This window comes from Streptomyces sp. NPDC002790 (assembly GCF_040295505.1).
GTDB lineage: Bacteria > Actinomycetota > Actinomycetes > Streptomycetales > Streptomycetaceae > Streptomyces.
Map to the genome: position 1 here is coordinate 1 of NZ_JBEOVM010000077.1, position 14,915 is coordinate 14,915.

Sequence of the window (14,915 nt, forward strand, 5' to 3'; positions counted from 1 at the left end):
GCCCCTGCGGCGACTGAGCAGCGGGGTCCGGGGCGGAGCCCCGAGTCCTCAGCCCCGGATGGGGTTGCGCTCCCGGGGCGCTGCCCCGGACCCCGCGCCTCAATCGCCGGCGGGGCTTGAATGGTCCGCACGTTGGTCCAGCTGGAAGGCCTCGTTGCCCAAGCCGATGCGCGCGTGGGCCTCGGGGCTTGTGCGGCGGAGGAACAGGCCGTACGCGCCGCCGGCCACCGCCGCGAGGGCGATGATGCCGGGGAGGATCCAGTTGAGCGGGGAGTTGGGGCCCGAGCCGACCAGGACGTCGAAGTCCTTGACCGTGTAGACGGCGATCACGAGGAGGGCCAGGCCCGCCACCGCGGACGCCGCCAGGCGCCACGCCTGCGACCCCGCGGCCCCACGCCGCGCGAAGAACACGATGACCGCGAGGGACGCCGTGGCCATGAGGACGATGACGCCGAGCGCGCCCACGTTGCCGCCCCACGTGAACAGGTGCAGGACCGGCGCCGTCGGGTCGCCGAACGGCCCGTCGTCGGCGATCGCGAAGCCGACGACCGCGATCAGCGCGATCACCGACTGCAGCACCGAGCCCTTGCCGGGCGCCCCGGTCGCCGTGTTCGTCCGCCCGAACGCGGCGGGCAGCAGCCCCTCGCGCCCCATCGCGAACGCGTACCGCGCCACCACGTTGTGGAAGCTGAGCAGCGCCGCGAACATGCCGGTGACGAAGAGGACATGGACGACGTCCGTGAAGGCGCCGCCGAGGCGGTCCTCCGTCAGTCCGAAGAGGAGACCCGCCGACTGCTTCTGTGCGGCCCCGACGATGCCGGAGGGGCCCGTAGCCACCGTCATCGCCCACGAGCTGAACGCGAAGAAGAGGGCGACGCCGCCGACCGCGAGGAACATCACGCGCGGCACCAGGACGTGCGGCCTGCTGGTCTCCTCCGCGTACACCGGTGCCTGCTCGAAGCCGGTGAACGCGGCGATGCAGAAGCAGAGCGCCGTGCCGAGGCCGACGCCCGAGAGGGTCTCCGGGTTGAAGGCGTGCAGGGACAGGCCCTGGGGGCCGGGGTCGCCGATGGCCGCGATGTCGAAGACGACCACGACGGCGACCTCGATGAGGAGCAGGACGCCCAGCACCTTCGCGTTGACGTCGATCTTCAGCAGGCCGAGTGCGCCGACCGCGAGGACCGCCACCAACGCCGGTATCCACCAAGCCAGTTCGAGGCTCAGAAACTGCTCGGCGAGGCCCTCGACCTCGTAGCCGAACAGTCCGAAGATGCCGACCTGCAGCACGCTGTAGGCGACGAGCGCGACGAAGGCCGCCGCCGCGCCCGCGGTCGGGCCGAGGCCGCGGGCGATGTACGCGTAGAACGCCCCGGCGTTGTGCACGTGCCGGCTCAACTCCGCGTAGCCGACGCTGAAGAGGGCCAGCACGACGCCGAGGAGGAGGAAGAGGAGCGGCATGCCGACCACCCCCATCACCGCGAACGTCGTCGGCATGACCCCCGCGACGACCAGCAGCGGCCCGGTCGCGGCGAGCACGGAGAGCAGCAGCCCCGCCGTACCGAGCCGCCCGGCGCGCAGCGCGCCCGTCTCGCCCAGATACGTGTGAATGGCCGGATCCGCCGTGGCCTCGGGCGGTCGCTCGCTCGCGCTCATTGGGGGGACGTCCCTTCCTTCGTGCGGTGAGGTGGGTGAAGTGAGGTGAGGGCTTGGGCGGTGAATCTCTACGCCGAGCCGAGCGCGGCGCCGCGCGCGACCCGGAACGCTTCGTACGGGTCCCGGTCCGGGTACGACCAGGGGTGCGGTGTGCTGTACCGGCCGATCCGGTGGAACAGGGCGGCCGCCTCGGCGGGGCGGCCCTCGCAGTACTTCGCGTGCGCAAGGTAGTTGAGGTCGATGCGGCCGCGCGGGTGCGAGGCACCGGCCGGCTCACGCGCGGCTCCCCACTCCAGCCACCAGTCGAACGCGGCCTTCAGGACGAGCCGGGCGCGCCGCCCCGACCAGTGCCCGGACGCCTTCGGGTCGTCGGAGAGCACACCCACGCGGGCGAGCACCCGGTAGCGCTCGGCGTGCGCGACGACCGGGAGCAGCGCCAACGGCGAGTCCGGCGTGACCTGTTCACCGGCCCAGGACGCGAAGTCGTACACCTCGTGCATCGGGTCCTGCCCGACGTCGGCCCGCCGCTCGGCGAGCCGCGCAACCATCAGGTGGTGTGCGTGGTGGTGTCCGGGATGCCGCAGGCGTACCTCGTCGAAGAGCCGCACGACGTCCTCCTCGCTCCCCAACTCCCGCTCCAGGAGCATCAGCCCGAGCAGCGGCGTCGGATCGTCGGGCACGAGCTCCGCCGCCCGCGCGCACGCGTCGCGCGCCTTCTCCGGGCGGTCGCGGCCCTCGACGGCACGCAGCACGCCCGCGCAGGCGAGCAGCACGACCGCGTCGGTGGAGTCGGGTTCGGCGAGCAGCCAGTCGCGGGCCCAGACGTTGGCCGTGGGTTCGCCGGCGAGGCCGAGGACGCGGTGGCCGCGCAGGTCCCAGTCGCTGCCGGTGGCGCGGAGCAGGGATCTGACCTCGGTCCAGCGGCCGCGGGCGAGAGCGGAGCGCGCCGCGACGAGCTCGGTGTCGTCGAGCGCGGGATCGCCGAAGGGCGGGATGTGCGCGGGCTTCTTGCGGGAGCGCCCGAGCGGAGGCGGGGGTGGGGGCACCGCGGCGGGGTCCTTACGGCTGTTCAGATGTGGGTGAGTGGACGGCAAATCGATGATCAAGCACAGCAAACCGGTACGGAGGTGTCCGCGTCAAGGTCGGCCGGTGACGCACTTCACCAACTCGTCGAAAACGCAGGTGAGTTCGGCGCGCAAGCGGAAGGCGTCGCTCGCTCGCGCGCGGGTGGCCGCGCGGGCCGCTATCGTCGACAGGGTGTCGGTTGTCGTCCTCGTCCTCTCCGTGAGCGCGGCGTTCTGTCTGGGCATCGGTTTCGTCCTCCAGCAGAACGCGGCGGCGCGGGCCCCGCTCAGCGACTTCCTCTCACCCCGGCTGCTGCTCGACCTGGTGCGCGTACCGCGCTGGCTCGGCGGGATCGGCCTGATGGTGTGCGGGATGGTGCTCGGCGCGCTGGCCCTCGGCAAGGGCGAGGTGACCCTCGTCGAGCCGCTGCTCGCCACGAACCTCCTCTTCGCCCTGCTGCTCTCCCGCCGTCAGACGAGATCGCCGCTCGGCCGGCAGGGCTGGGCGGGGCTGCTGCTGCTCGCGGGCGGCGTCACGGCGTTCATCGTCGCCGGGCAGCCGCGGGGTGGCAGCGCGGTCACCGATCCGCTGCGGCACTGGCTGATCATCGGCGTGATGGTCGGCGGGGCGCTGCTCCTCGCGGCCCTCGCGAGGCGCTCCCGGCTGACCGCGGGCCCCGCACTTCTCGGGGTGGCGGCGGGCCTGCTGTACGGGGTGCAGGACGCGTTGACGCGGGTGAGCGGTCAGCGGTTCTCCGCGGGCGGCTGGCCGGAGCTGTTCACCGGCTGGCAGCCGTACGCGGTGCTGGTGCTGGGGGTCACGGGGCTCGTCCTGGTGCAGAGCGCGTTCGAGACGGCGCCGCTGCGGATGTCGCTGCCCGCGCTGACCGCGGCGCAGCCGCTGGCCGGGATCGCGTGCGGCGTGGGCTTCCTGGGCGACCGGCTGCGGATGGACACGGGGGCGCTCGCGTGGGAGGCGGTGGGCCTGGCCGGAATCGTGGCCGGCGTCGTCCTGCTCGGGCTGCACCCCGCGATGCCGGGCGCCGCGGCGTGCGGGCGGGACCGGGTGGAGGCACCGCTTTAGCCGTCCCCCTTAGCCTGCGGTTCATGAATCCCGCTGAGGAAATCCTCGACATCGTCGACGAGCAGGACCGCGTGATCGGGCAGGCGCCGCGCGGCGAGGCCTACGCGAAGCACCTGCGCCACCGGTGCGCGTTCATCCTCGCCAGGAACCCGGCCGGCGACATCTTCGTGCACCGCCGCACCCCCACCAAACTCGTCTTCCCCTCCCACCACGACATGTTCGTCGGCGGAGTGGTCGGCGCAGGCGAGACGTACGACGAGGCGGCGCTGCGCGAGGCGGAGGAGGAGCTGGGGGTGAGCGGACTCCCGCGGCCCACACCGCTGTTCACGTTCCTGTACGAGGGCGACGCGGGGCAGTCCTGGTGGTCGTCCGTCTACGAGGTCACCTTCGATCTGCCGGTGCGCCCGCAGGTCGAGGAGATCGACTGGCACGCGTTCCTGAGCCCCGACGAACTAGAGCGGCGGATCGGCGAGTGGGACTGGACGCCCGACGGGCTCGCGGCGTACGAGCGGTGGAAAACGCACGGGTAAAACGCACGGGTAATGTGCCGCGAGTGATCGAATTTGTACGCAGTATCCGTCTCTGGTTCGCGCCGGAGCGGGTCAGAGAAGAGGGTGACACTCCCGACTACCGCTTCTCGCTCGCCAACGAGCGCACCTTCCTTGCGTGGGTGCGCACCGCGCTCGCGCTGATCGGTGGCGGTTTCGCGGTGGACCAGTTCCTGCCGGACCTGCGCTGGGGCTGGCGCGTCGGGCTCGCGCTCGCACTGCTCGCAGCGGGCGCGCTGTGCTCGCTGCGGGCCGTTGGGCACTGGGTGCGCTGCGAGCTGGCGATGCGGCGCGGCGAGGACCTGCCGGTGTCGAGGTTCCCCGCGGTGCTCGGTGTGGTGGTGGCGCTCGTCTCGGTGGCCATGGTCGTCATCGTGTTCGTGGGGTGGGAGGGGTGAGCGGGACGGACGCGCCCGTGCGCGACCCCGGGCTTCAGCCCGCCCGGACGCGGCTCGCGTGGCGGCGTACGACGCTGTCGGGCTCGGTCGCAGCGGTGCTCGCGGTGAAGGCGACGCTGAACAGCGGCGTCGGACCGGGGCGGTTCGCGGCCACGGCGCTGTGCCTGCTGCTGTGGCTGGGCTTCGTGGCGGTCGCCCACCAGCGGATCACCGGCCTCGCCCGCAACGAGGCCGCGCCGCCGGTGCTGACCCGGCGCCAGGCGGCGGCCGCCGCGCTGTGCACGGTGGCGATCACGGTGTGCGCGGCGGTACTCATCGTGTGAGGGCGCGGGATCCCGTCGTCGGCGACCACCGGAAGGGCCACGCCCCGTTCCGCCCCGTTCGCCGTAAGAACGATCACGTTTGTGAGAGCCCCTGGACGCCATACCGACTGGTCGGCATGATGGCAGCCACTGTTGCCCGGATACAGCCCGGATCCTCGGAGGACCGCGATGAGTCACCCCCCTGGCCTCGACCTCGACCAGCTGCGCGCCCATCTCGACCGGGAGCGCCCCGGCCTGGTCACCGGGCCACTGACCGGGCGGCTCATCGAGGGGGGGCGTTCCAATCTGACGTACGCGGTCGACGACGGCGCCTCGAAGTGGGTGGTGCGCAGGCCACCGCTCGGGCACGTGCTCGCGACCGCGCACGACATGAAGCGCGAGCACCGGGTGATCGCGGGGCTGCACCCCACGAACGTGCCGGTGCCGGAGCCGGTGCTGCTGTGCGAGGACGAGAACGTCGTCGGGGCGCCGTTCTACGTCATGGAGTTCGTGGACGGCACGCCGTACCGCACCGCGCAGGAGCTCGCGCCGCTCGGGCCGGAGCGCACGCGCGCCGCGGTGCTCGGGCTCGTGGACACGCTGGTCGATCTGCACGCGGTGGACCCCGCCGCGGTCGGGCTCGGCGACTTCGGGCGGCCCGATGGATTCCTCGACCGGCAGTTGCGCCGCTGGGGCAAGCAGCTGGACGCCTCCCGCAACCGTGAACTCCCGGGGATCGACGAGTTGCAGGCGGCGCTCGGCCGTGAGCTGCCGGCCTCGCCCGCGCCGACGATCGTGCACGGCGACTACCGGCTCGACAACGTGCTCGTACGGCAGGACCCCGATGGGGTCGACCGGATCAAGGCGATCCTCGACTGGGAGATGTCGACGCTCGGCGACCCGCTGACGGACGTGGGTCTGCTGGCGATGTACAGCGCCAAGCTGGACATGCCCGGCTCGCCGATCTCCACGACCGCCGAGGCCGCGGGACACCCCTCCCCCGCCGAGCTGATCGAGCGCTATGCCGAGCGGTCGGGGCGCGATGTGTCGGCGATCGCCTGGTACACCGCGTTCGCCTGGTTCAAGCTGGCCGTGATCCTCGAGGGCATCCACTACCGCTACACGCTCGGCCAGACCGTCGGCGCGGGCTTCGACCGGATCGGCGAACTGGTCCCGGTCTTCATCGACCACGGCCTCGGCACCCTCAAGCAGGGCTGAGCCACTTCAAGCCCCTGCGGCGATTGAGCAGCGGGGTCCGGGGCAGAGCCCCGCGGCGTAGGACCGGGCCCGCCGAAGTTACGGCCGCAGCGCCCGCAGCAGAAGGTCGGCCAGCTGGTCCGCCAACTGCTGCGGGGTCAGCGGCCCGTCGGGGCGGTACCACGTGGACAGGTGGTGGATCGAGCCGAAGTGGTAGTCGACCACCAGGTCGGCCGGCGTCTCGGTGGTGAAGACGCCGGCCTTCTGCCCCTCCTCGATCAGCGCCCGGAACCGCTCGTGGTACCGCCGCCGCTCGGCCCGCACCTGCTTGTTCTTCTCCGGGCTCAGATGGTGCATCGAGCGGAAGAAGATCGACGCGTCGTCGAGGTTGTCGATGGTGGTCACCACCACGTCGGCCGCCGCGCCTCGCAGCCGCTTCTCCACCGGCTCGTCCCGGTCGGCGAACGCGTCGAGCCGCTCCTGCTGGAGGCGCAGCACGCGCGCGTACACCTCGTGCAGCAGATCGTCCTTCGAGCCGAAGTAGTGGTAAAGGGCGCCCTTCGTGACGCCCGCCGCCTCCACGATCTCCTGCACCGACGTCCGGTCGTAGCCACGGTCGGCGAACAGCCGGGTGGCGGCCGCGAGGAGCCTTTGCGGGACGGGCGTGCCGTCGCCGTCGGTCGTCCTGGGCACTGCCGCCACCTGCCTTTCCGTAGTTCTCAGCCTTGTACTGACGGGGAACGCAGTTCCCGCCGGAGGATCTTCCCACTTGCTGCCCGCGGGCGGAGCCCGCTGATCGACACGGCGGAAGGTCGCCGAGGACTTCCACCATCGCCACGCCTCACGAGCGCAACTCCCTGCGAAGAATCTTTCCGCTTGCCGTCTTCGGAAGGTCGCCGAGGACTTCCACCTCGCGCGGGTACTTGTACGCGGCGAGGCGTTCCTTGCAGTAGGCGGACAGCTCCTCGGGGCTGGCCTGGGCCCCCGGGCGCAGGCTCACGTAGGCCTTCACGCTCTCGCCGCGGTAGGAATCGGGGATGCCGACGACCGCGGCCTCGCGCACGGCGGGGTGGCTGTAGAGGACGTCCTCGACCTCGCGGGGCCACACCTTGAAGCCGGACGCGTTGATCATGTCCTTCTTGCGGTCGACGACGTACAGCCAGCCGTCCTCGTCCATGAAGCCGATGTCGCCGGTACGCAGCTCCCCGCCGGGGAAGCCCTCTTCCGTTGCCTCGGGGCGGCGCCAGTACCCGGGCACGACCTGCGGGCCGCGCACCGCGATCTCGCCGTTCTCCCCGAAGGGCACGTCGTTGCCGTGGTCGTCGATGATGCGGACCACCGAGTCGGGCCCCGGCACCCCCACCGCGAGCGTCCCCGAGGCGGGGTCGACCGGCGCCTCGACGCCCGGCGGCACGGACGCACAGGGCGCCGTGCACTCGGTGAGCCCGTAGCCGTTGTGGATGTACGGGCCGAAGGAGTCGCGGAACTTCTCCACCAGGGCGGGCGGCACGGGCGCGCCGCCCGAGGAGATCGAGTGGAACGACGCGAAGTGCTCACGCGTGGCCTGCGGCTGCGCGCCGAGCGCCATGAAGGCCGTCGAGGGGCCGACCGTGTACGCGGGCCGGTGCTCGGTGAACGCGTCGAGGACGACGCCCGGCTCGAAGCGGTAGGCGAGCGCGAGCGTGCCCGCGTTCGCGAAGGAGGCGACGAGCTCGCAGACCATGCCGGTGATGTGGAACAGCGGCGCGAGCGCGAAGTAGACGGACCCTTCGGGCAGGCCCAGGCCGGTGCGCTGGCGCTCCGCGTTGAAGGTGATGTTGCGGTGCAGGTTGGTGGCGCCCTTCGGGGCGCCGCTGGTGCCCGACGTATAGCTGATCAGCGCGATGTCGTCGCCGTCGAGTTCACGCCCGTCCGGCGCCTTGTGTCCCGCGTGCGCGACCGCGACGAGATCGTCGGCGTCCGACGCCGCCGGTTCGACCCGCTCGAAGTTCAGCACCCGCTCGTCGCCGCGCGTCTGGAGGTCCAGCTCGCAAGCGGTCAACGCGATGCGTACGGGAGAGTCGGCCGCCGTCTCGCGCAGATACGACTCCCAGGCGCGGTCCGAGCAGACGAGCCCGGTCACCTCGGCGTCGCGCAGGACGTGCCCCACTTCCCCCGCCTTGTACATCGGGTTCACCGGGACCACGATCGCGCCCGCCTTGAACGCGCCCAGCAGCGCGAGCACGAAGTGCGGCGAGTTCTGCAGCATGATCGCGACACGCTCACCGCGCTCCAGGCCGCGGGCGGCGAGGTGACCGGCCACGGAGTCGGAGAGCGCGTCCACGTCGGCGTACGAGAGGCGGCCGTCGAAGTAGGCGAGGGCTGTGCTGTCCGGGGCGCGGCGCACCGCGTCGGCGAAGGCGTGCACGACGGTGGCGGCCGGGGTGATCGGGGCCTTCTGCGCGTCGTTGAGGACGCCGAGCCAGGGCCTGGCCTCGTAGATCGAAGCGGACTGTCCCTGCGAATCGTGCACCATCGTTCTCCTTCGAACGCTCCCCGAAAGCTCTGGCCTGCCGGGCAGACTAACCAGTCGGTATGTCGCTGCGGAAGAGCTTCGTGGTGTCGGTTCGTTCCGTGGGGCGGATTCCGCGACTAGCGTGCGTGGGCATGCCAGTCCCGAAGATCACGGAGGTTCATCCATGAACGTGTCGAGACGAGGGCTGCTCGCGGCGAGTGCGGGCGTCGCGGGTGGCCTGGGCGTCAGCGGCGCGACGGCGAGCGCCGCACCCGGCATCGACGGTCCCGGTGTCGGCGGCCCCGGCATCGGCGGTCCCCGCCTTCGCACCGGCTTCGAGCGCCTTGTGGACAGCGGCTACGCGCTGCTCGCGGGCCAGAAGGTCGGCATGGTCACCAACCCGACCGGTGTCACCCGCGACGTACAGCACATCGTCGACGTGATGCACGCCGACGAGCAGGTCGACCTGAGGGCCGTGTTCGGGCCCGAGCACGGCTTCCGCGGCACGGCGCAGGCGGGCGGCTCCGAGGGCAAGAGCGAGGACCCGGCGACCAAACTCCCCGTCTACGACACGTACTTGAAGAGTGGTCAGGCGCTCGCCGACATCTTCACGGAGTCCGGCGTCGACACGATCGTCTTCGACATCCAGGACGTGGGCGCGCGCTTCTACACGTACATCTGGACGCTCTACGACTGCATGGAGGCGGCCCAGCTAGCGGGGAAGAAGTTCGTGGTGCTCGACCGCCCGAACCCGGTGACCGGGCGGAACGCCTACGGGCCCATCCTGGACCGGAAGTTCGCGAGTTTCGTCGGCCGCCGCGAGATCGCGCAGGCGCACGGCATGACCGTCACCGAGCTGGCCCGCCTTTTCAACGCCGAGTATCTGGAGCACCCCGTCGAGCTGGAGACGGTGCTGATGAGCGGCTGGAAGCGGCGCGACTTCTACGACGCGTCGGGCCTGCCGTGGGTGCCGCCGAGCCCCAACATGCCGACGCCCGACACGGCCCTCGTCTACTCCGGCACCTGCATGTTCGAGGGCACGCTGCTCTCCGAGGGCCGCGGCACCACCCGCCCCTTCGAACTCCTCGGCGCGGAGGGCATCGACGCGAAGTGGGCGGCCGCGGCCAATGAACTCGCCCTGCCCGGCGTGCACTTCAGGGAGGCGTACTTCGCCCCGACGTTCTCCAAGTTCCAGGGCAAGACGATCGGCGGCGTCCAGATCCACGTCGACGACCGCGAGGCGTTCGAGCCCGTGCGCACCGGCATCGGCCTCCTGGTGACGGCCAAGAAGTCCTGGAAGGACTTCGGCTGGCGACCCGACAACGCGATCGACCGCCTCACCGGCTCCACGCGCGTGCGCACGATGGTCGACGCGGGCGCGTCCACGGACGAGATCGTCGGGGCGTGGCAGGAGGAGCTGGCAGCGTTCCGGCGCGTACGGCGCGCGTACCTGACGTACAAGTGACCGCTGCGGAAGGGGTCTGAGGGCGTCTCGGGATCCGGGACGCCCGTCCCGGAACATTGACTGGGCAGTACACGGACAATCAGAGTTCGCTCGTGCTCAAAGATGACTCAACCAGGGACGACCTCGCCGAGGCGGAACCGGCGCAGGCCGCCGAGCCAGAAAGCTCGGAGAGCCTGCGCCGCGTGGCCGTGGCCAGCTTCATCGGCACGGCCATCGAGTTCTACGACTTCTACGTCTACGGAACGGCCGCCGCGCTCGTCCTCAACGCCGCGTTCTTCCCGAACCTCACCCCGATCAACGCCACCCTCGCCTCGTTCTCGACGTACGCCGTCGCGTTCGCGGCCCGCCCGATCGGCTCGCTGATCTTCGGCCACTTCGGCGACCGGATCGGCCGCAAGTCGGTGCTGGTGGCCTCGCTGCTCCTGATGGGCCTGTCGACGGCCTGCGTCGGCCTGCTGCCCGGGTACAGCACGCTCGGTCTGTGGGCGCCGATCCTCCTCGTGCTGCTCCGCTTCCTTCAGGGCGTGGGTCTCGGCGGCGAGTGGGGCGGGGCCGCGCTGCTCGCCGTGGAGCACGCGCCGAAGGGCAAACGCGGACTGTTCGCGGCGTTCCCGCAACTCGGCCCGTCCGTGGGCTTCTTCGCCGCCACCGGCATCTTCTGGCTGCTCTCCGAGTCCCTCTCGGACGAGGCCTTCAAGTCGTGGGGCTGGCGCATCCCGTTCCTGCTGTCGTTCCTGCTCGTGGCGGTCGGCCTGTTCGTCCGTCTGAAGATCAGCGAGACGCCGGTCTTCGCCAAGGTGATGGCGGAACAGGAGGCCAGCAAGGCGCCGGCGTTCGAGGTCTTCAAGCGCCACCCAAAGGAGATCGTGCTCGGCGCCGGCGGCATGATCATCGCGTACGGGCTCTTCTACACCGCCACGACGTACTGCCTCGCCTACGGCACCACGACGCTCGGCATCCCGCGCTCCACGATGCTCGCCGTGTCACTCGTGGCCTGCCTGTTCCTCGCGGCCGGCACCTGGCTCGCGGCGACACGATCCGACGCGGGCGGCCGCCGCAAGATGGTGCTCATCGGTTCGAGCCTCGCTGTCGTCTGGGGCCTGGCCCTGTTCCCGCTGATGGACACCGAGAAGCCGGTGCTCATCGCGCTCGCGCTCGGCGGCGCCCTGTTCTGCATGGGTGTCGTGTACGGGCCGATGGGCGCGTATCTGCCGGAGCTGTTCGGGGCGAAGGTGCGCTACTCCGGTGCCTCCTTCGCGTACAACCTGGGCGGCGTCCTCGGCGGCGCCGTCTCCCCGCTCATCGCGACGCGGCTGCAGAGCGCGCTCGGCTCTTCGTCGGTGGGCTGGTACGTCAGCGCCATGGCGGTCGTGTCACTGCTGTGCGTGCTGGCCCTTCCGGAGACGAAAGAGCGTCAACTCGCCTGACGCGTCCGCCATTTGGCGCCAATTGACGGCTGAACATCTGGCCAACCCCCGGGTACGGCGGGACGATGCGCGGCACAGCACGAAGGCTGCGCGACGCCTCCCACGGGGTTCGAGCTGTTGGCCGTGGAGTGTGCGTGAGTGGGTTCTGGCGTGCGGGAGTGGGCGCTGAGAGTGAGGGGGGGCTTGATTGTGTGGTGTCGGGGCGGGGGGGAACGTGGGTTTGTGGGTCGAATGGGTGATCTTGTGGGTGGTGGGTCGTTGGGTGGGGTGTCGGGTTGCCTGAAGGCGCATTGGGGGTGAAGTGGTGTGCAGGTTGCGGGAGTTGGTGGCGCCGTTCGTGGTGGCGGGTCCCTCGGGGGTGGCGGTGCGGACCCGGCTGAAGGGGCTGTCCACGCGGGATGTGGCGGTACTGGAGCGGGTGGGTGCGCATCTGGGGGCGCTGGCGGGCGGGGATCTGGCGGTGCGCTGCGCGCAGGGCCTGGAACACTCGGGCGAGGCGTGGGCGGTGCGCAAGCGGGAGTTGACCGCGCGGTCGTCGTCGCGGTGGGCGGGTGCTCTCACGAAGGCGACGCATGATCAGTGGGCGCTGGCCCGGCGCGCCCAGCTGGCCCACCTTCGGTCGTTGGAGGCGGGGGTGCAGATGCTGCGCCACCGACTGGCCCAGCCGCTCGGATCAAAGGGCACCAAACACGCGCCGGGCGGCTATGCGACGCGGCGGGAGTGGCACGCCAAGTCCCGCCGCCTGCACACCCTGGAGCACCGCCTGGAGCGGGTGCGCGGCGACTGGCAGGCCGGACGCGTGCAGGTGGTGCGCGGCGGCAAGCAGCTGGCCCGCACCCGCCACCACCTCGACGACGCCGGACTGAACGAAACAGTGTGGCGCCGGCGCTGGCAGGCGGCCCGCGCGTTCCTCCAGGCGGACGGCGAATCCGGCAAGAAGCACGGCAACGAAACCCTCCGCATCACCCCCGACGGCGAGGTCAGCCTCAAACTGCCCGCCCCGCTCGCCGATCTGGCGAACGCGCCGCACGGCCGCTACGTGCTGGACGGGCGCGCCCACTTCACCTACCGGGGCCCGCAGTGGGCGGACCGGGTCGCCGGGAACCGGGCCGTCGCCTACCGCATCCACCACGACACCGGGCGCGGACGCTGGTACGTGACCGCCTCCTGGCAGCACCCCACCACCCCCGCCGTGCCGATCGAGGCGGCCCTCGCGCACGGCGTGATCGGGGTGGACACCAACGCCGATCACCTGGCGGCCTGGCGGCTGGACGTGCACGGCAACCCGATCGGCGATCCCCGCCGCTTCACCTACGACCTGTCCGGCAGCGCGCACCATCGCGACGCCCAGGTACGCCACGCGCTGACCCGGCTGTTGAGCTGGGCGAAGGCCTGCGACGTGAAGGCGATCGCGGTTGAGAACCTCGACTTCCAGGCGGAGAAGACCCGCGAGGAACACGGCCGCAGAAAGCGGTTCCGTCAGCTCATCTCCGGCCTGCCCACCGGCAGGCTGCGGGCCCGGCTGACGTCCATGGCCGACGCCACCGGCATCGCGATCATCGCCGTGGATGCGGCCTACACCAGCCGCTGGGGCACCCAGCACTGGAAGAAGCCGACCACCACGACCACCCGCAAGACGACCGGTCACGATGCGGCGAGCATCGCGATCGGACGACGCGCCCAGGGACACCCGATCCGGCGACGGACGGCACCGCCCCGCGACGACCAGAGCGATCGTCGCGGGCATCGGACCGCCCAGGCCCCATCGGAGGTTCCCGGGCGTGAAGGACCCCGCCCCCGCATCCCCGGACCACGGACACGATCCGTGCCACCGGACACGGAGCGTACGCGGGCGACCAGGACACCCAACACCGTTCGGGATGTCCGCAGCGACCGGGAATGGGTCCAACACTCACTCCTGCTCACTGAATAGGAACGGTTTGACATGTCCGCACCCAAGCCACGCCAAGCACCTGAAGTCCATGTACGGCCCTACTGGGAGCTGAGGTTCGACGCCGACGGCGATCCGGATCCCCGGCAGCTCGCCACACTCCTGCGCGAAGCACGCCAGGTGCGCGATCTGGTGGTCTTCGCGCACGGCTGGAACAACGACCGCTCCATCGCGACCCGCCTCTACGACCGCTTCTTCGCGCCGTTCCCCGCCCTGGCGCCGCGGGCCTCCCTCGGCTACGTGGGGGTGCTCTGGCCGTCGATGCGCTTCACGGACGAAACGATCCCGGACTTCGACCGGTCGGCCGCCTCGACCACGGCCGCCGCCGCCCCGCGCACCACGCTCGACAAGGGCACACGGCAGGGGCTCATGGAGGCCTTCCCGCGCAGTGCGCCCGTCGTGGACCTGCTGGCGCGACGTTTGGAGGAACAGTCGGACGCGGCGTCTTCCTTCGACGAGTTCGGCGGCCTCGTACGGCAGTTGGTCGGGGTCGGCCCTACCGCGTCCGGCGCCGACACCTCGGAGGACGGCGGTCCGCACGCCACGCCCGCGATGCTCCACGAGGACACCAGGGCCATGTGCCTGGAGTTCGCGGAGGCCCTGGAGACGGCGGCGGGACCGGATGCCGCGGCGGCCTTCAAGCTGCCCGGCGGGCTCGCGAAGGCGTGGAAGGGAGCGCACGAACTGCTGCGCCAGGCCACGTACTTCGCGATGAAGCGGCGGGCGGGGAAGGTCGGCCAGGCCGGGCTCGGCCCTACGCTCGGGCGGCTCGCCGAGGAGGCGCCGAAGGTGCGGGTGCACCTGGTGGGGCACAGTTTTGGCGCGCGCCTCGTCTCCTTCGCGCTCGCCGGGATGCCGAGGGCCGCCCACAACGTGAAGTCCGTGACGCTCCTTCAGGGCGCCTTCTCGCACTACGTGTTCGCCGGCCGGGGCGCACTGAAAGGCCGGCAGGCGCGGGTGGACGGCCCGCTGGTGGCGTGCTTCTCGCGGTACGACACCGCGCTGAGCGTGATGTACCCGCTGGCGTCGCGGCTCGCGGGCGACGACAGGACGCTGGTCGACCTCGGCGAGCGGTGGGGCGCGCTCGGGCACGACGGCTTCCAGGAAGTGGCGGGCGCGGTGCGCTTCACACTGGCGGACGTGCTGCGGGCCGGGGTGCCGGGCGCGGGCTGTGTGAGCGTGGACGTGGCGCAGGTGGTGCGCGAGGGGCCCCCGCCTTCGGGGGCCCACAGCGACATCTGCCACGCGGAGCTCGCGCGCGTGGTGCTCGGTGCGGGGCGGGTCACTACGTAGGCCTCCATGAGCGACCTCCCTGAGCGACCCGCCCCTGTG

Annotated in this window: 13 protein-coding genes; 9 read left to right on the plus strand and 4 right to left on the minus strand. The window is 71.4% G+C overall.

The features are described 5' to 3' along the window. Positions 1-99: 99 nt before the first annotated feature. Together ABT004_RS26540 and ABT004_RS26545 are read right to left on the minus strand one after the other, a co-directional pair. Positions 100-1,653 carry an APC family permease gene (locus ABT004_RS26540; protein WP_351341664.1) on the minus strand — a complete coding sequence of 518 codons (1,554 nt, stop codon included), beginning with the start codon at positions 1,651-1,653 and terminating at the stop codon, positions 100-102. 68 nt (positions 1,654-1,721) lie between these two features. Next, positions 1,722-2,699, minus strand: a complete 978-nt coding sequence (locus ABT004_RS26545; RefSeq protein WP_351341666.1) for a tetratricopeptide repeat protein — start codon at positions 2,697-2,699, stop codon at positions 1,722-1,724. 211 nt (positions 2,700-2,910) lie between these two features. Here ABT004_RS26545 and ABT004_RS26550 point away from each other — a divergent pair, with 211 nt between their 5' ends. The 5 genes from ABT004_RS26550 to ABT004_RS26570 all read left to right on the plus strand — a co-directional run bounded on the left by ABT004_RS26550 (position 2,911) and on the right by ABT004_RS26570 (position 6,267). Beyond that, a complete protein-coding gene (locus tag ABT004_RS26550) occupies positions 2,911-3,801 on the plus strand; it encodes a DMT family transporter (RefSeq protein ID WP_351341728.1) in 891 nt (296 codons plus the stop codon). 23 nt (positions 3,802-3,824) lie between these two features. Continuing rightward, positions 3,825-4,331, plus strand: coding sequence for an NUDIX hydrolase (locus ABT004_RS26555; RefSeq protein WP_351341669.1), 507 nt, complete (start codon positions 3,825-3,827; stop codon positions 4,329-4,331). A gap of 23 nt (positions 4,332-4,354) precedes the next feature. Beyond that, entirely contained in the window at positions 4,355-4,747 is a 393-nt protein-coding gene (locus tag ABT004_RS26560) for a YidH family protein (RefSeq protein WP_351341672.1), read from the plus strand. Next, on the plus strand, positions 4,744-5,070 hold the full coding sequence (locus ABT004_RS26565; RefSeq protein ID WP_351341675.1) for a DUF202 domain-containing protein: 327 nt from the start codon (positions 4,744-4,746) through the stop codon (positions 5,068-5,070). The genes ABT004_RS26560 and ABT004_RS26565 overlap by 4 nt, the downstream gene beginning before the upstream one ends. A gap of 168 nt (positions 5,071-5,238) precedes the next feature. Further along, entirely contained in the window at positions 5,239-6,267 is a 1,029-nt protein-coding gene (locus ABT004_RS26570; RefSeq protein ID WP_351341677.1) for a phosphotransferase family protein, read from the plus strand. A 78-nt stretch (positions 6,268-6,345) separates the two neighbouring features. Here the strand turns inward: ABT004_RS26570 and ABT004_RS26575 are convergent, their stop codons facing one another. Next, entirely contained in the window at positions 6,346-6,939 is a 594-nt protein-coding gene (locus ABT004_RS26575; RefSeq protein WP_351341679.1) for a TetR/AcrR family transcriptional regulator, read from the minus strand. Positions 6,940-7,087: 148 nt separating this feature from the next. Further along, entirely contained in the window at positions 7,088-8,758 is a 1,671-nt protein-coding gene (locus tag ABT004_RS26580; protein ID WP_351341681.1) for a class I adenylate-forming enzyme family protein, read from the minus strand. A 166-nt stretch (positions 8,759-8,924) separates the two neighbouring features. On the opposite strand from ABT004_RS26580, the gene ABT004_RS26585 reads away from it, so the two are divergent. The 4 genes from ABT004_RS26585 (at position 8,925) to ABT004_RS26600 (ending at position 14,876) form a co-directional block, all read left to right on the plus strand. Continuing rightward, the gene (locus ABT004_RS26585; protein ID WP_351341683.1) at positions 8,925-10,205 is read left to right on the plus strand and encodes an exo-beta-N-acetylmuramidase NamZ family protein; all 1,281 of its coding nucleotides are present in this window, start codon (positions 8,925-8,927) and stop codon (positions 10,203-10,205) included. Positions 10,206-10,378: 173 nt separating this feature from the next. Then, complete coding sequence (locus ABT004_RS26590) at positions 10,379-11,632, plus strand: MFS transporter (protein ID WP_351341731.1); 1,254 nt, start codon at positions 10,379-10,381, stop codon at positions 11,630-11,632. A gap of 304 nt (positions 11,633-11,936) precedes the next feature. Then, entirely contained in the window at positions 11,937-13,565 is a 1,629-nt protein-coding gene (locus tag ABT004_RS26595) for an IS200/IS605 family accessory protein TnpB-related protein (RefSeq protein ID WP_351341686.1), read from the plus strand. 12 nt (positions 13,566-13,577) lie between these two features. Then, a complete protein-coding gene (locus ABT004_RS26600) occupies positions 13,578-14,876 on the plus strand; it encodes an alpha/beta hydrolase family protein (protein ID WP_351341688.1) in 1,299 nt (432 codons plus the stop codon). Positions 14,877-14,915: the final 39 nt, after the last annotated feature.